Source organism: Enterococcus sp. HMSC078F03, assembly GCF_001811595.1.
Lineage (GTDB): Bacteria > Bacillota > Bacilli > Lactobacillales > Enterococcaceae > Enterococcus > Enterococcus faecalis.
In genome coordinates this window covers 83,956-102,289 of sequence record NZ_KV805551.1, presented here as the reverse complement: position 1 = coordinate 102,289, position 18,334 = coordinate 83,956, and the positions used below count along the sequence as shown (strand labels likewise).

Annotated in this window: 19 protein-coding genes and 1 pseudogene; 2 read left to right on the top strand and 18 right to left on the bottom strand. The window is 39.2% G+C overall.

Annotated features, from left to right (window positions below; translation table 11 throughout):
- Positions 1-11: 11 nt before the first annotated feature.
- The 4 genes from HMPREF2810_RS04480 to HMPREF2810_RS04465 form a co-directional block, all read right to left on the bottom strand.
- Positions 12-1,262, bottom strand: a complete 1,251-nt coding sequence (locus HMPREF2810_RS04480) for a PTS sugar transporter subunit IIC (RefSeq protein WP_002383206.1) — start codon at positions 1,260-1,262, stop codon at positions 12-14.
- 4 nt (positions 1,263-1,266) lie between these two features.
- Positions 1,267-1,572, bottom strand: a complete 306-nt coding sequence (locus HMPREF2810_RS04475) for a PTS sugar transporter subunit IIB (protein WP_010715477.1) — start codon at positions 1,570-1,572, stop codon at positions 1,267-1,269.
- 159 nt (positions 1,573-1,731) lie between these two features.
- On the bottom strand, positions 1,732-2,778 hold the full coding sequence (gene recA / locus HMPREF2810_RS04470) for a recombinase RecA (RefSeq protein ID WP_002354860.1): 1,047 nt from the start codon (positions 2,776-2,778) through the stop codon (positions 1,732-1,734).
- 113 nt (positions 2,779-2,891) lie between these two features.
- Positions 2,892-4,136, bottom strand: coding sequence for a competence/damage-inducible protein A (locus HMPREF2810_RS04465; RefSeq protein ID WP_010715478.1), 1,245 nt, complete (start codon positions 4,134-4,136; stop codon positions 2,892-2,894).
- Between the two features lie 191 nt (positions 4,137-4,327).
- On the opposite strand from HMPREF2810_RS04465, the gene HMPREF2810_RS04460 reads away from it, so the two are divergent.
- Entirely contained in the window at positions 4,328-5,533 is a 1,206-nt protein-coding gene (locus HMPREF2810_RS04460; RefSeq protein ID WP_002383203.1) for a sunset domain-containing protein, read from the top strand.
- Positions 5,534-5,611: 78 nt separating this feature from the next.
- Here HMPREF2810_RS04460 and HMPREF2810_RS04455 read toward each other — a convergent pair whose 3' ends face one another.
- The 3 genes from HMPREF2810_RS04455 to HMPREF2810_RS04445 form a co-directional block, all read right to left on the bottom strand.
- Complete coding sequence (locus HMPREF2810_RS04455; protein WP_016614229.1) at positions 5,612-6,241, bottom strand: NAD(P)-dependent oxidoreductase; 630 nt, start codon at positions 6,239-6,241, stop codon at positions 5,612-5,614.
- Between the two features lie 58 nt (positions 6,242-6,299).
- Complete coding sequence (locus HMPREF2810_RS04450; RefSeq protein ID WP_002383201.1) at positions 6,300-6,725, bottom strand: Rrf2 family transcriptional regulator; 426 nt, start codon at positions 6,723-6,725, stop codon at positions 6,300-6,302.
- Between the two features lie 88 nt (positions 6,726-6,813).
- Positions 6,814-7,197, bottom strand: a complete 384-nt coding sequence (locus HMPREF2810_RS04445; RefSeq protein WP_002358999.1) for a YccF domain-containing protein — start codon at positions 7,195-7,197, stop codon at positions 6,814-6,816.
- A 163-nt stretch (positions 7,198-7,360) separates the two neighbouring features.
- Here HMPREF2810_RS04445 and HMPREF2810_RS04440 point away from each other — a divergent pair, with 163 nt between their 5' ends.
- Positions 7,361-8,152: a hypothetical protein gene (locus HMPREF2810_RS04440; RefSeq protein ID WP_002383199.1), complete on the top strand. Its 792-nt coding sequence runs from the start codon at positions 7,361-7,363 to the stop codon at positions 8,150-8,152.
- 52 nt (positions 8,153-8,204) lie between these two features.
- Here the strand turns inward: HMPREF2810_RS04440 and HMPREF2810_RS04435 are convergent, their stop codons facing one another.
- The 11 genes and pseudogenes from HMPREF2810_RS04435 to HMPREF2810_RS16000 form a co-directional block, all read right to left on the bottom strand.
- Positions 8,205-9,341, bottom strand: a complete 1,137-nt coding sequence (locus HMPREF2810_RS04435; protein ID WP_010715480.1) for an ArgE/DapE family deacylase — start codon at positions 9,339-9,341, stop codon at positions 8,205-8,207.
- A 129-nt stretch (positions 9,342-9,470) separates the two neighbouring features.
- Complete coding sequence (locus tag HMPREF2810_RS04430; protein ID WP_002383197.1) at positions 9,471-10,355, bottom strand: anti-sigma-V factor RsiV; 885 nt, start codon at positions 10,353-10,355, stop codon at positions 9,471-9,473.
- Between the two features lie 24 nt (positions 10,356-10,379).
- Positions 10,380-10,877 (bottom strand): RNA polymerase sigma factor, encoded by a 498-nt coding sequence (locus HMPREF2810_RS04425; RefSeq protein ID WP_002354845.1) that lies wholly within the window; start codon positions 10,875-10,877, stop codon positions 10,380-10,382.
- Between the two features lie 289 nt (positions 10,878-11,166).
- Positions 11,167-12,648, bottom strand: coding sequence for a helix-turn-helix domain-containing protein (locus HMPREF2810_RS04415; RefSeq protein WP_002416005.1), 1,482 nt, complete (start codon positions 12,646-12,648; stop codon positions 11,167-11,169).
- On the bottom strand, positions 12,623-13,108 hold the full coding sequence (locus HMPREF2810_RS04410; protein ID WP_002354843.1) for a hypothetical protein: 486 nt from the start codon (positions 13,106-13,108) through the stop codon (positions 12,623-12,625). The genes HMPREF2810_RS04415 and HMPREF2810_RS04410 overlap by 26 nt, the downstream gene beginning before the upstream one ends.
- Before the next feature lie 101 nt (positions 13,109-13,209).
- Positions 13,210-14,292 carry a WxLIP family cell surface protein gene (locus HMPREF2810_RS04405; RefSeq protein WP_002372747.1) on the bottom strand — a complete coding sequence of 361 codons (1,083 nt, stop codon included), beginning with the start codon at positions 14,290-14,292 and terminating at the stop codon, positions 13,210-13,212.
- 106 nt (positions 14,293-14,398) lie between these two features.
- Positions 14,399-15,157 carry a WxL domain-containing protein gene (locus tag HMPREF2810_RS04400; RefSeq protein WP_002383195.1) on the bottom strand — a complete coding sequence of 253 codons (759 nt, stop codon included), beginning with the start codon at positions 15,155-15,157 and terminating at the stop codon, positions 14,399-14,401.
- The gene (locus HMPREF2810_RS04395; protein ID WP_002383194.1) at positions 15,158-15,958 is read right to left on the bottom strand and encodes a WxL domain-containing protein; all 801 of its coding nucleotides are present in this window, start codon (positions 15,956-15,958) and stop codon (positions 15,158-15,160) included.
- A gap of 4 nt (positions 15,959-15,962) precedes the next feature.
- The gene (locus HMPREF2810_RS04390; RefSeq protein ID WP_002354838.1) at positions 15,963-16,697 is read right to left on the bottom strand and encodes a WxL domain-containing protein; all 735 of its coding nucleotides are present in this window, start codon (positions 16,695-16,697) and stop codon (positions 15,963-15,965) included.
- Positions 16,654-17,043 carry an LPXTG cell wall anchor domain-containing protein gene (locus HMPREF2810_RS04385; protein WP_002365408.1) on the bottom strand — a complete coding sequence of 130 codons (390 nt, stop codon included), beginning with the start codon at positions 17,041-17,043 and terminating at the stop codon, positions 16,654-16,656. The genes HMPREF2810_RS04390 and HMPREF2810_RS04385 overlap by 44 nt, the downstream gene beginning before the upstream one ends.
- Before the next feature lie 19 nt (positions 17,044-17,062).
- Positions 17,063-18,334 (bottom strand): annotated as a pseudogene (locus HMPREF2810_RS16000) (WxL domain-containing protein); the annotation flags it as partial.

Sequence of the window (18,334 nt, the reverse complement as noted above, 5' to 3'; positions counted from 1 at the left end):
CTCCTTTAACCTTAAATAATTACTTCTTTTTGCACTTCTTTTTCTTGCTTAAGCAGTGATTGATCATATGCTTTGAAAAATGGCAAGAATACCAGCCATGTAATGACAAAAATAAGCACGCAAACAACAACCGCTCGAATATCTTGTGTCGCTAAATAAGAGGTAAATGGATATGGCATATACCATAATAAAAAGCTTTGCGTAGGAATATTGACGAATCCCCAATACATCGTAGCGTAGGCAATTGATGGAACAACGAGTGCATTAATCCACATAGGAATCATCAAGTATGGATTAAAGGCAATTGGCGCACCGAAAACTAGTGGCTCGTTGATATTAAAAATTGAAGGAATCAACACGGCTTTGCCAATTGCTTTTAGTTGTGCAGATTTGCTAAGTAAAACCATCATGACAGACAAGGACAATGTTGCACCAATCCCGCCCATCGATGAAAAAGCGTAACACGTTTCTTGTGTCGCAATATTCACTGCATGACCACCATTCGCTACAGCTTCCGCATTTGCAGCTAAACCAGCCATATAAACAGGATAGATTACAGGCATCATCACCCAACCAGAGATTCCAAATGTATAAAGAAAGACTGGAATAAACACAGATAAAACAAACCCCGGATATGATTGCACAATATTTGCTAATGGACTGAAAATTAGAATAACGATATCAAAAAAATCAATCCTAAATTGAATAGTGATCAACCAACCGACAAACAAGATAAAGGTAATTGGCAGCAGACTATTAAACCAACCAACCACAAAATCGGGAATTGGTGTATCTTCATCAAAAAAAGATTTTTTGGCAGCCAAATGCATCACAAGACTAACAAAAAGGCCTGTAATCATCGCTAAAAACATCCCTGTTGCACCAAACCTTGAAAGAATAAAGGTAATTTCACCTTTCTCAGATAACGTTGGAAAGAGCAACATCATAAACAAAACAATGCTAGTAGCACCTGCTATTAATTTTTGTCCGCTATGACCTTTCTTCTCCATCAAATAATAAGGAATCATAAACGAAACGATTAACCCAAACATTCCAAAAGAAAAATTACTAATCATTGAAAAATCTGGCATGCTTGGAAAGAGATTTTTTAACAAAGAGACCACTGTAACTAACGAACCTACAAAAACCAATGGAAGAGCCGCCATAATTGCATCCTGTATAGCAGAAATCCAAGGATTTTTAACTACTTTATTCACTTTCGGCGCGAAAGAGTTCGTCATAAAATCCATAATTTTTTTCATTCACTCATTCCTCCATTGTCATTATTAGGTCTAAGGCTTTTTCTCCATCTAAGGTTCCATAAATAGCTTGTGGAATAATCATAGCCTTCACTTTTTTCTCAGCCATTTGCTCTTGAATATCATTTAACATATAAGCTAAATGTGGTCCAATTAACAAACAATCAATTTCATTTATACGTTCATCCAGTTGAGATTCACTTGTCGCTTTAACTGTCACTTCAATCTGTCTTTTTTTAGCAGCTTTTCTAATCGCTGCAGCCATGAATCCACTTGATGCACCCGAACCACAAATTAGTAAAATATTTTTCATTTTCTCCACCACTTTCTTTTTTGTGTCTTAATTATAGAAAAAACTTGTATTCGCTTACAAATAAATATTTTTCCTATCCTTAGGAAACAAAAAAAGACAACACCTGTCCTGTTCAGTAAGTGTTGTCTTTCTTCTTAACGAGTCGTATTCACTCGTTATTTATTCATCTAAAGGTAGTTCTTCTTGACCTTCTGCTTCTTCTGTAATGGTTGAACCGTCACCGATGCCATATGCATCACGGACCAATTTAGACACTTCTGCCATCATTTCAGGATGATCCGCCATGTATTGTTTGGCATTTTCACGGCCTTGGCCAATTCGTTCTTCTTTGTAGCCATACCAAGCACCACTTTTACTGATAAGGTCTTTTTCCACAGCCATATCTAGTAATTCGCCTTCTTGGGAAATCCCTTGGCCATACATGATATCAACTTCTGCCACTTTAAATGGTGGCGCCACTTTGTTTTTAACGACTTTAATTTTTGTGCGGTTACCGACGATGTCTGTTCCTTGTTTTAACTGTTCTGCACGACGGACTTCTAGACGAACCGTTGCGTAGAATTTCAATGCACGTCCACCAGGAGTTGTTTCAGGATTTCCGAACATCACGCCAACTTTTTCACGAATTTGGTTAATGAAAATAGCAATTGTTTTTGTCTTATTAATTGAGCCTGATAATTTACGTAGTGCTTGAGACATTAGTCGAGCTTGTAAGCCGACATGGCTCGCTCCCATCTCACCATCAATCTCTGCACGAGGAACTAACGCAGCAACCGAGTCGATGACAACGATGTCAATCGCACCACTTGAAACTAAGGCATCGGCAATCTCTAAGCCTTGCTCACCCGTATCTGGTTGAGATAAAAGTAATTCATCAATGTTAACGCCTAGTTTCTCCGCATATTGAGGATCCAATGCATGCTCAGCATCGATAAAAGCGGCTGTTCCACCATTTCGTTGCACTTCTGCAATTGCGTGTAAAGAAACAGTTGTTTTACCTGAACTCTCAGGACCATATACTTCAATAATTCGGCCACGTGGATACCCACCTACGCCCAATGCAACATCTAACGCTAAAGAACCACTAGGGATAGTTGAAATTTTTTGATCAGCTTTTTCGCCTAATTTCATAATAGAACCTTTCCCAAAGTTCTTTTCAATTTTTTTCAGTGCGGCATCTAAAGCCACTTTACGATCATCTGCCAATGGATAATCCTCCTTTAATTTATATAAACTTATTTTTCATTTCCTGTTAGTAGGTCTATCATATCTCTTTTGTACCAAAAAAGCAAGAAAAAACCGAACAAACATTCGCATATTTATTTTTTATTAATGATTCGGCGTCGCAAAAGATCTAACCCTCGCATAACCGCGCTCTGTCTAATATAATTTCGGTCACGGTTAAAATGGAAACATTCTGCAACGGTTGGTTGGCCTTCTTCCGCCAGCCCAATCCAAACAGTGCCTGTCGGTTGACCTTCGAGTGGGTCACCAGCGACCCCAGTAAATGATAAACCATAGTTAGATTTAGCTAACTGACGCGCTTTCTCTGCCATTTCTTTGGCACACGCTTCACTTACCGTGCCATGCTCTTCTAAAAGTTCATGAGAAATTCCTAAAAAGTTCTCTTTTGTTTCTTGCGAATACGTCACGAAGCCTCCCTTAAAAATCTTCGAAGCACCCGCAATTTCCCCCAGTGTACTTTGGAATAGGCCAGCGGTGAGGCTCTCAGCAGCCGTGACGGTTTGTCCGTTTTGTAATAACAAATCCACTGTTACCTTGGCTAAACTATTGTCATCCCCATACCCATAAAAATAGTCCCCCACTTTAGCTAAAATCTTTTCTTCCGTCGCTGTTAATAATTCTTCGCCAGCTACTAAGTCTTTTGTTTTAACTGTTAAACGAAGTGTCACTTCATTAGGCTTAGCATAAGGCGCAATGGTTGGATTCGTTTGGTGCGCAATCAACGATTGAATCTCGGTCACCAGCTGTGATTCACCAATGCCATAAAAACGCAAGACTCTTGAAATCAATTGTTCTTCTTGTGGAAACGCATCAATCAATAAAGGTCGTGCCGCTTGTTGGAACATCGGAATTAATTCATTGGGCGGCCCTGGTAAGAGCAAATAGCTTGTTGCGCCTTCTGTTACGAAAGAACCAACCGCTAATCCTGTCGGGTTTTGAAGAACTTGTCCACCTTCAATGGCTAACACTTGTCGTAGATTATTTTCCGTCATTGGTCGCTTAGACTGTTGGAAAAACTGGTGCAAGCGGTTCAATCCTTCTTGATCTTCTACTAATGATTTATGGAGATGTTGTGCAACAACTTGCTTGGTTAAATCGTCTTCTGTAGGTCCTAGTCCTCCACAAAGGACAATTAAATCACTTCTTTGTTCTGCTTCTGTTAGTAACGTTTCTAAGCGGCCGCCGTTATCGCCAACAACGGTCTGATAGTAAACATCGATGCCTAGCGCAGCTAACTCTTCTGATAAAAAGGTGGCGTTGGTATTCACTACTTGTCCCAGTAATAACTCTGTTCCGACTGCAATGATTTCTGCTTTCATTGATTTCCCCTTCTCTAATAACATACGTAGTTAAACTCACTTTCCATTTTAGCACAACAAAATTTTTACAAAAGAATTTGAGCTTCAAGAAATAATTTTTTTATCAGGAAATTTATTAATTATTACGAAAAAAATGTTCATTTTCTCACAATACATTGTATAATAACGTTATATCGAAAGGAGAGAAATGAATGAGTGTAGTATTAGTACTTTTGGGTCTATTAGGGTTACTTGTCAGCGGGGGACTGACTATCAAAGCATTAATTAAGAAACAACCGAAAAAACAATATGGCTATGCCGCATTAGCAAGTGCCGCTCTATTTATTGGTGGGGTTGCCACGACAGATTCTTCCCCAACGCTTTCACTTGATGCAGAGAGTGTTGAAACCGATGCCAATGGCTCAGCCACCATCAAAGGCGAATACGACGGCAACAGCAAATTAACGGCCAATGGCAAGGAAGTAAAAACGAAAGACAAAACGTTTGCTTACAAAGTAAAACTGTCCGATGAAAAAACGCAAAAAATCACCTTTGTGGCTGAGAAGAAAGATACCAAAGTTGAAAAATCAGTCGAAGTCACACCGTCAAAAGAATTTATTGCGAGCATCACAGATTCTGAGCAAGAATTGGCCAAAACAGAAAAAGCCTTAGCTTACGCTGAAAAACAACCTTCTCAGAAAAACTATGATGAAGCCGCAACCTTAGTATCTTCATTAAGTCAAGAATACGAGGAATACAATGATCGCCTTGAAAAAATCAAAGAAGCAGTACCTGTTGATGAAGCAGTTACAACTGCTGAAAAATCTAAAAGTAAAAGCGATTATCAAGCAGCTGAAAAATTAGTAGCTGCTGCCCCAGTTGGCAAAGAAGGCTTTCAACAACGTTTAGCGACTGTTCAAACTGCTATCGCTGAAAAAGAAAAAAATGAACAATTAGTCGCCAGTGCGACAGCCGCTGTTGAAAAAGCTGAACAAGAACCAACTAATGAAGCTTACTATAATGAAGCGATCAAACAAATTGACGCTTTAAACTCCCCAAATCAAGCTTTAACCAAACGAGTAGCCGTTGTTAAAACTCAGTTAGATACCCACAAAGAAAAACAACGAAAAGAAGCAGAAGCTCAGAAACTAGCCGCTGAAAAAGCGCAAAAAGAACAAGCCGAAGCGGCAGCAAAAGCGCAAGCTGAAGCAGAGACGCAACAAGCCGCACAGGCGCCGGCGGAAGTCGAGACGGCTGCTGCAGAAGCGCCAAGCGGCAACGCCTTAATTAAAGGGTCACGTAATGGAATTTATCATGTGCCTGGAAGTAGATATTATAATAAAACTACGAATCCAGTAGCTTGGTTCTCTACTGTTGAAGAAGCAGAAGCAGCAGGATACCGAGCACCCAAACAGTAAATACATTAGCAATAATTAATCAAACAAGAAAAATGGGGCCTCCGTTAAAACAACGGATGCCCCATTTTCTTGTTTCTTTTATTGATACACACTGATTCGTTGATTTGGGTGTGCATTACTTTCCACTTCATCTAACATGGCAACGGCGTAATCTGCGTAACTAATGTAGCTGTCACCTTGGCTATTGGTTGTTAATTCTTCGCCAGCGACTTCATAATGACCTGTCGCAGGACCTTCAGCATCAAACATGGCTGCAGGACTAATATAGGTCCAGTGGATGTTTTGAGCTTCTTTCAATAAATTTAAAGCTTCGCCCATCGCCGAAGCTAATGGCTGAATCTCTGCTGGGAATGATGGGGTATCTTTTAATTGAGTTGTGTGTTCTGGGTCCACATATAAGGTTCCAGCGCCCCCAACGACAAACAAGCGCGTTTTTTGATTGGTTAAAATCTCAATCAAATGCTGGGTAGATTTGGGGAAATCTTGCACATTAGGGAATCCTAAGGCACTAATTAATACATCAAACGCTTGAATATCTTCTGTTGTTAATTGATAAACATCTTTTTCAATGGTCGGTGTGCCATCTGTTATTTTTGAGGCATTACGAACGATGGCTGTCACGTCCATCCCGCGACGTTTAGCTTCTGCTAAAAGTAATTGTCCTTCTTTTCCTGTTGCTCCTAATACTGCTACTTTCATGTAAATCATCCTTTCATTTTTAAATAGAACTAAAATAGTTACATTTGACACTTTAAAAGTAGAGAGATTACTTATCTCTCTTAACTTCTATTTCATGAATCACATCTGCTAAGGTGATGCTTTTCAATTCTTCTTCCATTTTTTGTTGCACTTTAGTAAATTCAGTTTCTAGTACCGATTGGATATTTGCCCCAACGGAACAGTTTGGATTAGGATTTTGATGAATATTGAAAATCTCTCGTTCCAATTCAACCGCTGTATAAATTTCATACAGTGAGATCTCTTCTGGTTTCTTTAATAAGGTATTTTTATTGGCTCCACGCATGGAATGAATCAAGCCGGCTTTTTTTAACTGACTCATTAGTCGTCGAACAACGACTGGATTAGTATTCACGCTCGAAGCAATGTATTCAGAAGTCACTTGTTCTTGAGGACCTGTTTCAATCAAACTTAAAATATGAATCGCAACACTTAATTTCGTTGACATGGCCATGTCTAATCACTCCAAACTAAATGTAACGTTATTTGTTACATTTACAGAATACGCTGTTTCGTTTTATTTGTCAATGAGAAACCTCTGACTATTCAAAATAAAAATCATTTGTTGAAACCACACGGGCCCCAAACGGCATTAATGCTAATTTCGCCAATTTAAAGGACTGTTGCCCAAACGGAATACCGATGATTGTCAGACAAAGCAACAAGCCACTAATACAATGCCCAATTGCTAATGGTAGTCCACTGATAATCAGCCAAATAATGTTTACCACCAAAGATACGCCGCTATCACTATACACGACTCGCTTTTTAAACGGCCAAAAGCTCAACCCCGCTAATTTGAAGCATTGTAAACCAATCGGAATACCGATAATTGTAATACACCAAATCACGCCTGCGAATAGCCAAGATAAGCCACCAAAAAAGCCGCCAAAGATGAACCATAAAATATTGCCAAGTGTTTTCATTCTTGTTCCTCTACTTTCCTCATTAAAAATTATGCATGTGAGTAAGTATATCATGAAAGCTTCTTTTTGTTTCAAACAATATTGTAAGGTTGCTGACTCGTTAAAAGACGAAGACACTGTTTCATGATACAATGAAGAAACTAACGATAAAGGAGCAGACTTCATGGACTTACATTTAACCGTTGATCTAAAAAAAACAAAGACACTCATTGATTTAGCCGATCAGGCCCACTTAATCATTGAACAAACAACTAAATTACCGAAAAAAGAAGCAGCGATTCTTTTCTTGCTAAGAGATAACCAACTAGTTGCTTTAGGACTTGCTGAAGAAAAAGCTACATATAAAGAAGTTTCTTTTGATCACTCGATTTTATTGAAACCGACTTGGGACACAGAACTTGCCTATTTAGCGCAAGCTTTCCTAGATGATGCGAAAGAAAGTGGTTTAACATTGGAAGCGACCCCAACGACAGTCAAAATTCCGAAAAGTGCGGTAGCGACAGTGACTAACTATAAAGAAACAGTCACCTTTATCTTGGAACGTTTTGGCTACTCTCTGTTTAAAAAACCGGCGCCGAAGAAAGCCAGACCAGCCAAAGCACGCCACAAATGGACAAAAGAAGTTAGCCAAATTCCTTTTTATATTGATACTCGACAAAGCAAAGCAACGGTTTTTTGGCAAAAGCGCAATGAAATGCTTATTAAATCTGGCGCGACAATGATGCCAGAAGCCCCTTTAAATAAAGACGGCTCTGTCGGTTTCTCCGCCAGATTTGGTGAAAAACTTCGTGATGAACACAAGGGCCAATTTAAAGACTTTGTCACAACGGAAGATATCGTCTTAAAAAGCGTTAATGAAGTCGGCTTGTTTCTCTATTTTGCTGGAACAAACAGCTGGTTAGAGCTAGTTGATGAGAACGGCAAAACCTTAAATGAATGGACTGTGGTGGAATAACCCTTATAAAAAATGTCACGCCTGAACTTTACGATTCAGACGTGACATTTTTTTAATTTAAATAACTTTTTGCTATCGCTTGATACTTATCAATCATATCTAAATAATTATCAATTTCGACATATTCGTCGATTTGGTGTGGCAAAGTTGGAACGCCCGGTCCAAAGACAACGCAATCAAATTTATTTTTTGATTTAGTGAATTCAGCTAAATCTGTGGTTCCTGCTGCTGTTATCAATGGCAACGGTTGGTCAAATTGGGCTTGAATGGCTTGAATTAACGCAGAATCTTTCTCAGCTTTTACAGGAATTTTATTGTAATCAATCGTTAATTCTAACTGATGTTTTTCTTTTTTGTTCAATTCATCAACAATTTTTTGTAATAACGCAATAACTTGGTCGTTGCTGAATTCTGGAATTGAACGGATATTCCCTTGCAAGGCAGCTTGACCTGGAATACTGTTCACTTGTGTACCACCTTTAATGACGGTTACATTGTGAATCGTTCGACCCAATTCAGGATTTTCATAGTTTGCTGTGACTTCCGCCATTTGTTGGTTTGCTTCTGTAATAAATTCGTTCAAATTATTAATCGCGTTAATGCCTTCTTCTGGCATGGAACTGTGGGCTTCTTTTCCGTGTGACACAACAGAATAGTTAATTGAACCCATGTGCGCATACATCAAGTTATAATTGGTTGGTTCTCCAATGACTAAGGCACTTAAATCATCCGCATAGCCTTTTTCAGTTAATTGTTCGGCTCCTAGTTCGCCTACTTCTTCACCAACTGTACCTAAAAATTTAACCGCTCCATTTAATGGGACTTTCTTTTCTTTTAATTCAATCATTGCTAAAACCATTGCGACTAAGCCGCTTTTCATGTCTGTTGCGCCACGTCCATACAATTTATTTCCTTCAATATGGGCCGCAAATGGCGGGAAAGTCCATTGACTTTCGTCCCCTTCAGAAACCACGTCCATGTGGCCACTAAACCCTAAGACTTTTTCTCGGTTTTCACCTAGGTAAGCAACCAAACTACTACGATTTGGTGCATAAGAAACAAGTTCAGAAGGGATCTCATATTTTTTCAAAAGATTTTGTAAATAGATTGCCACTTCTTCTTCGTTTCCATTTACAGATTTAATTTTAACCACATCTTGTAAAATACTAATTTTTTCTGATTTTTCCATTGCCATTCGCCCTTTCTTGTTATGCTTAATTCTAGTGTACGCTTCTCTCAGTAAAACCGCAACTGACTTGGTTAGGTCAGCAAAAAACACGCGACAGTTTTAAGAAATGTCGCGTGTTTTTTGCTGAGTTTATTTAAAATAATTAGGCGCTGCCAATTCATTCTCAATGACTTGATTAGGGATCACAAATTCAGGGGTGCCCATATAGTAAGGCGCAATTTCTCCTTGAGGAAACACAATCACTAATTGGTGTTTTTCATTGATATAGAAAGGTTGGTCCTTTTTAATTTTTTTGAAGGGTTGAACATCACTGGGGGCATCCTCTTTTTCGGACCAGTATATTTTATTGCTATCGTTCTTCATTTGGTCTGCTATTTGTTGTTTAATTTCACTACTAATGACATCAATGTAAAAATCATTTTTAAAAATTAAGGGGAGTGAAACGACAACATTGGCTCGTTTGTCGATGGTGTCATATTTCGTTGTCGTCGCAGAGCTGCCTTTAATTTCTGTGAAGGTTCGTTTGACCACTAGGAAGCGACGGTCGTCCACGACTTTTTCATAATCTCCAGTGACTGAAACACGAGAACCATCAAACAATTGCCCTTTGACTTGTTGAAATTCTGTTTGGGCTTCTTTCAAGTATTTTTTGTTGAGCGTGTCAGCTACTGAAGATTCTTGGGATGTTTGGATTTTAGGGACATCGATGTTTACTTCACTTTCCTGTTTTTTCGCTGTCAACGTTTTGATGGTGACTAATTGAACAATTTTATCTAACACAGGGATGTTGCGGGCTGCTTCACTAAAACCTGGAAACAAATTGACTGATAAGACAAAGCCACAAGCTACTACTAGACTACTTTGCAGTGAGCGGTTTCTAAAACGAAGCCAGGTGTACCGCTTTTTCTCTTTATGAAAACGCGCTTTGACTTCCGCTTGTAGATCCGTTGGTAACGGTTGTTGGCGGTATTCTTTTGAAAAGTTTTTAACAACGCTTTTTACAAAATCTTCCATTATTTTTTCGCTTCCTTTCTTTTACTAATTCAATAGACTTCGGAGTTCATTCAAACTGCGGTACATCTTCGTTTTAATCGTATTTTCGTTAATATCCAGGATCAAGGCGATTTCTTTTAGCGTAAATCCTTCAAAAAATTTTAATAGAATAATTTCACGATTAGGACTATCTAATTGATTAATAATTTCTTCAATTTCTAAAAAACTGCGTTGGGGATTATTTAAAAGGGCTAACACATGTTCATCTTTTTCAATATGAACAGCTTCTCGTTTCTTTTTACGCCAATAATCTGTCGCTACAGAAAGCAGAATTCGAAAGAACCACGCTTCAAAATCCTTAATATCGGGTCCTTTTTGGATGGCCTTCAGTGCCTTTTCAAAGCTTTCTTGAATCACATCCAAGGCATCTTCTTTCGAATGTGTATAGTTAAAGGCAATGCGATACATTTTTTCATACTTGGTATCTACAAGCGTTTCTAACGCGCGAATTTGTTTTTTTCTTTTCCAACCATCGAAAACCATCGATTTCTGGAACCTCCTTTCCTGTACACTTATATAGACGAATCACAAGCATAAAAAGTTTCAACTTTTTTATTATTTTTAATTTTTATATTCTAAAAGAAAAAGCGTGGTACAAAAATCACTTTGGATTTTTGCTTCACGCTCAAAATCTGATAAACGGCGGGAACAGAACCAGCTCCTTCGGAAATAAGCCGAAATTGTTGAGAATCACGAAGAACGTAGTGATTCGATGATGAACAATACCTACTTGGTCTCCAAAAATTAAAGAACAATTTCCGGAAATTTCTTCTTATTTCTCGGAGCTAAGCGGTGCTGTCCCGACCTTGTTTTCTTCTCCCGAGTGCGGTCTTAGTGCACTCAGCGTTTTAATAAAATGCGACCAATCAACAGGACGTGGTGGTGCTAGCCAAATAATTTGGGTAATCTCAGGCCAATCGACAAAATGAATATCCGATAAAATTAATTGTACACTTTCATCTACATGTGCTTTGAAAATGATATTCCATTCCGTAATTTTTTCAATATTTTTTTGTATCATACGATTATAGGCTTCACCAAAGGAAAAGTCGACACACAATGTAATCGGAGCCAAAACTTTTTTCAATGGTAACGCATCCACCATTAACAACAGATACCGATAAAATAAAAACTGTCTGGCATCCCAAACAACGGGATTCGTTTTTTGTTCTTGAATAAATTGTCGACTAGCAGAAAAATACTCTGTATACGTTTCTGCAAAGTAGGTTATATCCATTTTGCGATAACTATAGTTTGCTTCTATTGGAAAATGGAACAATTTAAAATGAACGATTGTTACTTTTTGTTCAAAACCTCGCAGGACTTCCTCGGAAAGCTGAAATTGTAATTTTAAATAACTTAACAAGTCACGATTCAATTGTTGAATTTCTGCAAATCTTTGGCAAAGTGCTGCTGAAGCTACTTGAAGCCACTCTTCAGCAATTAAAAATAAGAGTAAATAATTGCCTTCGTTTGTTCGTTGTGGTTCTGGGATTTGAAGACTCTCTAACCAATTGAAAACATTCTGCTGATTGTCACCGGCTAATTGTTTTAACACCTGCGAATCTACTTTTTTCTCTACATAAAATTGTTGCTGCGTTCGTACCAAAGAAACCGCCAAAAAATGAAAACATTTAGCTTGTGCATAGCCCGCACGCTGATTAAGATGAACCTTCTCAGAAAAAAATAGCTCAAAGTTCCGAATCTGCTCTAAAACTTTTTTACCGTACAACGAAAAATCACGTTGGTATAATTGTAAAAAAACCAGTGTTGTTACTTCGCGTAAATTGGTTTCATTTCCCACTAAGTGAAATTCTTTATTAATTGTAATTTGGTAATTTTCCAGCATTTTCTTTAATTCCTTGAACTCCTTATAAGCCAATGTGTGACTAACAAAGTGTTCTAAAGCAAACTCATTCACAGAATCAAAACGCTGAAAAAAGAAATCTTGAAACATAGCAAAACGTAACGACTCTTTAATATAGCAATCAATCAAAGTAGCGGAAGTTTCCGTTCCTGATTCATTAAGAGTTAAGAAAATACCATCGCTCACAATTTGAAAATCCTCTGATAAACCAAATTCAATAAAATCGGCATTTAATTCAGCGACCGTTTTGTTCACGATAAATTCAGATAATTCTAACTCCTGCATTACGGTTTCTTTTGACTCTGTTAACATCGGTGCATTTTCCAGTAACTGAAATAAGGCGATTTTTCTTTTATCCACTTTATTTAAAAACATCATCAATATCATAGACTTCTCTCACATCCATTTTTTTCCCATACAATCCATTTCCTGAAAGAAAGTACCCAACCGCTGCTAAATAGCTTTCAGATTCTTCATCGCCGCCTGCACCAAGTCCGTTAGGAAAGACAAAATCTTTATTCACTTGTAGGGGATGAGCCGTTGTTTCTTTTGTTTGTTTCTTTTTTTCTTTTGACATTGCCGGTTTCTCCACAGGTTTGTCTTTTTTCTTGGGTGAAGGCTTTTTTTCTTCAGAAGGAACCGTTGTTTTTTGATCTTCCGGAGGGGTTGGCGCAGGTTGTTCCGGTTCTGACTTTTCCTGAGGGGTGATTGATTCTGGTTTTGGTTGAATTTCTTCCGTTGGTTCTAAGGGATTATAAATAGGTGTCGCCAATGTTTGAATTGGTTCTATTTCGACAGCCGTAAAAATTAGCAAAGAACTAAATAAAAAAAGATACTTTTTTCTCATGGCTTCTCACTCTCTCTACCTCTACTTTATGGGAAGCAATTCCTTGTAAAAGTACCTTTACTTTTACAAGGAAAACCCTTTTTGTCAATAGATAGCTCTTTTTATTGCTCAGATTGTTGTTCTTCCTCTTTTTTCTTTTTACGATACAAGAAGAAAATCAATAAGAGCAGCGCTAGAATGATGAATGCAATCAGTAGATACAACCACCAATTGGTTCCTTTAATGGTTACGTCTTTTTCATTTAATTCTTTAGCAACGTCCCCAGAAATAGTAAATTCTTTTGTAAATTCCCATTTGTACAGGTACCGTTCTTCACCATTGGCACCTTTAACTTGATAGGTGCCCTTTTCATCTTTTACACCATAGGCCGTTGATTTCAAGACATATTTCCCTGGCGTTAATCGTTCCCCTTTTAAAGAAATTGGGTAACTAAAGTTAGAGTTTGGCGCCACTTGCATATCCTCAGTATCGGATTGGTAAAGCGTTTCGCCTCCTTTTGAAACAGTGTTGATTAAATGTAATTGGTTTAAATAGGCCGCTTGTGGGTTTTGTAAAGAAACATTGATGACGTTTCGCGCGTTGACTTGGCCTGGTTTAACCCCCAGTAATTTTAAATCTGGTTGAACCTTTGTCTCATTTTGCTGAAGAATAATGGCCACAACATAGGAGTATTCATTATTAATAGCTAACCCTTTTGATTGATCCGCAGAAGTCGTGGTTTCTTTCTTTTTCTCTTTGAGTGTTATGCCGCCAGCCATCACGCCATCAAAAGAATCTTTAGGCATCGTGATGGTTAAAGGTAAGGTCTTTTGGGAATGTTTCGGCAAGATGATTTCTTTCGGTGCTTCCACATAATCTTTTAAGTTAAAGCGTAAAGTTTTGTCAGGTTTGATCCCGTTTTGGCCATATTCTACTACGCCATTTAAATTCGTTGTCGCTGAGTTCACTGTATTTTCAATGGTAATGTCTTCATCTGTATCATTACGTAACTGTATTTCTACGGTTTGTTTGGCACCAGGCGCCATTTTTAAGTCAAAGTAGGTTTTTGATTTATCCACTTGATTTTCGGGAATTGTTGGTGTGACCGCAAAATTAAATTCAGAAGCGTGCGCCTCCACGCCAATCCAGCCAAATAACATACAAGCGATTACCGTTGCATATACTTTCCATCTGTTCATATTCATTCTCCTATGTCTGTCATTCTTTGTTGTATTATAAGCACCAAAAGACCGAAAGATAAGCCAAAAAATTTTTGACTTATATCCCGATCTTGCGTGTATGCTGTCGTTCTTAGTTTCCTGTGTTAGCAGGTGTATCTGTCAAAGTCCAAGTAAAAGTTGTCGTGTATTTTTTCGCATATTTTGTGGTTGAACCAGGTACTTCTAATGAAATACTTGTTTTAGCGGCATCTACACTATCGCCCCAGCTCATTAAGTACGTACCCGCACCTTCTTTATCGCCAGCAGCCATGACCACTGATTCAGCCCCAGTTGGGTTTAATTCAATCGTAGCTGGCGCTGTCGTTGGTTTTGCAGATTGTGAAGCTGAAACCACGCGTCCGTTGCTTAAAGTTACTTTAGCCGCTGTTAGTTCTTGGTTGGCTTCAGTTTTGAATTGACCATTTTGTTTTACTTTTAACGTCCAACCTGTCTCAGTCCCACGATTATCTGAGACTTGAACAAAGTTTGGGCCTTCTTGGTCGGCACCAGCGTTATCTTTGTATTTTTGTGTTTCTGCATAGTAGGTCATATTTTTTGAGGTAATCGTTTGTTCCCCAAAAGATAAACTAGATGCATAGTCAATGGATAACGGACCTGCTGTCCCTGGCTTAGGCCCTGTCGGATCAGTTGGATCAACTGGCGTAATTGGTTTATCCGGATCTGGATTCGTCGGATCAACTGGATTCGTTGGGTTCGTATTTGGTGCAAATTGAATCGCTCCGTTTGTTTGGTATTCACCACCGTCGACTGCTAATGCACTCATTGGTACAAGTGCTAGTGCGCCTAAAGTTGTGGTTGCCATCAATGTCATTACTTTTGTCTTTTTCATTTATTTCCCTCCATTATTTACTGGTACATCTGAAAGTAGCCAAGTCAATGTTGTTTTATATTGTACTGCATCCTTAGGGGTTTTCCCGGGAACAGTTAGTGAGATTGCCCGTGTGATTGTGGCATTTACTTGCTGTCCTTGTTGATTTTTTTCGGTCACTTTTTCTGCTTGCCCCCACAGCGTGATCCACGTTCCGGCGCCGGTCTTTTCTGGGGCTTGCATGACAACAGTTTCTGCGCCTGCAGCATCCAATTGAATGTTTGCGGTAGCAGTTGGCGGCAATACGTCCGTCGCATTTGAGCGCACACTGGGCTCAGCAAAGGCGACGGTGGCGCCTGTTAATTCTTTGTGTAATGTTTCTGCATTACGAAATTGACCATTTTGTTTCACTTTTAAAACCCAGCCAGCATTGGTTCCCCGTAAATCACTTACTTGCACATAATTAGCAGTTGCCAATTCACTTGCTGAACCATCTGGATTTTTATAGGTTTGCGCTCTGGCAAAATACGTTTGATCCTTATTCGATATCTCATTACTCCCAAAATCCAAACTTGAGGCATAATCGATGGAAAGCGGCCCAGGGGTACCTGGATTAGGTCCATCAGGATTCGTTGGATCGACTGGTCGAACTGGTTTTTCTGGATCAGGATTTTCTGGATTTACTGGATCCGTCCCATCTGTGCTTGGGGTAAAAACAATCGACTGTTCGCTATCAAAAACGACCGTCGCCGCTTCAGCAGGAACAGTGGCGCCAAGCAACATTGTTCCGAATAACAAGGAGTAGACGACTGTTTTTTTCATTTACTTAGCCTCCAACATTCGTTGGTACAGATTTCAATGTCCATGTTAAGGTCGTACGATATTCTTTTGCTAATTTAATCGCTTTACCTGGGACATTTAATTTCACGGCAGTAGCACCTTCTGTCGCATCTTTCCCAAAACGATAGACCCAAGTCCCCATTCCTTTGCCATCTTCTGCTTTGACTAATTCTACTTCTGTTCCAGGAACAAAGGTATGTGCTGCTGTTGGTGTTGGCGCGTATGCGGCATCAACAATCGATGTCACACCTGCATTGGCAATCGATAAAGCGGCCCCCACTAATTCTTCATTTTGGGCTGTTTTGAATTGCGCATTTTGTACAGCGCTTAACGTCCAGCCTTCTTGTGTCCCACGTTTATCCGTTACCTGAACATAGTTTGGACCTGTTGTTCCATCTTTAAATGTTTGAATTTGTGCGTAATAATCTTTCGTGTCGGAAGTGATTTTTTGGGCGCCAAATTGAAAGCTTGAAGCATAGTCAATTGATAAGGGGCCTGCAGTCCCTGGTTTTGGTCCAGTTGGGTCAGTTGGATCTTCTGGTTCAACTTTTTCATCTGGATTGGTTGGATTAACTGGCTTCGTTGGATCTGTATCTGGTTCAAATGTAATGGCACCATTACTTGTATAGTTCACGTTAATATCTTCCGCAAATGCTTGTTGTGTCGCTAGGACACCGCTAAATCCTACAATCCCTACTACTGCTAATACTGTTTTTTTCATCTTCTCTTCTCCTTTTAATAAATAATATGCCTATAGTGATAAGGCTGATTCCCAAATAAATAAATGGTCCTTGATTGGTGGTACCTGTCGCTGGTAATCTTCCTTGTCGCGACCCATATACGCCAGAAGAAAGGACAGATGAAGCGCCTCCGTCAGCTGGCTTGGTGGGTTCGGTCGTTGTGGAAGAATTACTAGTCGCTGTTGTCGACTCTTCTGTGGGATATTCATACGTTCCATAAAAGGAGACAACACCACTATTTTCATAAGCTGCTTCCCCAAACGCAGTGTCTGAATGACAGAAGCTGAAAAGACCTAAAAAACAACTAAGCAAAAGGTATTTTTTCATCTCACTTCTCTCCTCCTTGTTATGGTGCCATGACTAATGACCATGACAATGTCCCTTTGAATTCGCCAACTTTTTGTTTCTCGACTGGCACAGATAGTTTAAGTCCCCGTTGGTTTGCCGCACCCCAATCTTGGTTAATTGTATAACTACCTGAACCGGAGCCTTCATTTTCTGTAACAACCGTATCTCCTTTATTGAGTAAAAATTCTCCTTTGTCTGTAACCAATGACAAATCTTCCAATTGATCTGTGCCGTTCGTTAAGGGATTCGTTACCTGAACATTCAGTTTCCAAGGCGTACTTTCTGTCCCGCGTGTGTCTTGAACGACTAAATCATCTGAAAGAGTTGGCCAGTAAACTTCTGGCTTGGCAGAAATTTTTTGTTTGCCAAAATCAATTGTTTTAGGTACTTTTTCTAACGTTAATTCACCAGAAATAGACACATTGATTTTTTTATTTAACGTTTCACCAGCTTCTGTAAATTGATAATTGGCTGGCACTGTTTTGGCTAATTCTTCTGGTTTCGCTTGCTGAATGGCTTGGAAGGTTGCGGCATCAAGACTTGGTGTTTGATTGGCCCGACCATCTGCGAAAATCACCGTTGCTTGTGTCCATTGTGCCAACTCGTCTGAATTCGTTAAGCCATTTGCTTCTTTTAATTTCAAATGCGCACTTGTCGCATACAAGGCAAACGAACGATCTTTGGCAAGGACACTTTCATTTTTCACAACAACTAAATGAACCGTTTTGTTTTGCAAATTATCTCCTGACGTCCCTGCTTCTAATTGAATATCATGTGTCCGCGATACAGTTTTTTCTGCTAACGGCGCTTGGATTTGTGGTAAATCCGTCTCTTTTAATGAGGTTTTGAAAAACGGCCGACCTTTTGCGCCAAGCATTTCTATTACTTTATCGACAGTCGTTAGTTGCGCTGCCTCATCTTCTGTGACAATCACCGATTGCCCTGAAAGTTCCACTTTATTTGAAAATTGAACTTTTACCTGATAACTGTAGTTCGTATTCGTTGCTTTCCATGAAAGCGGGGTGGTATCTTTCTGCTCTGGAATTTGCTCTATCGTGCTCCCAACTTCACTAGATTTAACCGTTCCTTGGTGCAACCAAGAACCTGTTACTTCGTCAGGAAGGAAGCTTAGGGTTGGTGTTAAAGTACTTGAGGTCGGAATCATCAAACGTCCTTTTTGAACTTTTTGTCCAGCTACTTCGGTGCCCCACGCTTGTAAGGTTAACGGCGCATTGCCAGCTTTGACCTCTTTTACATCATGAGAAATAGT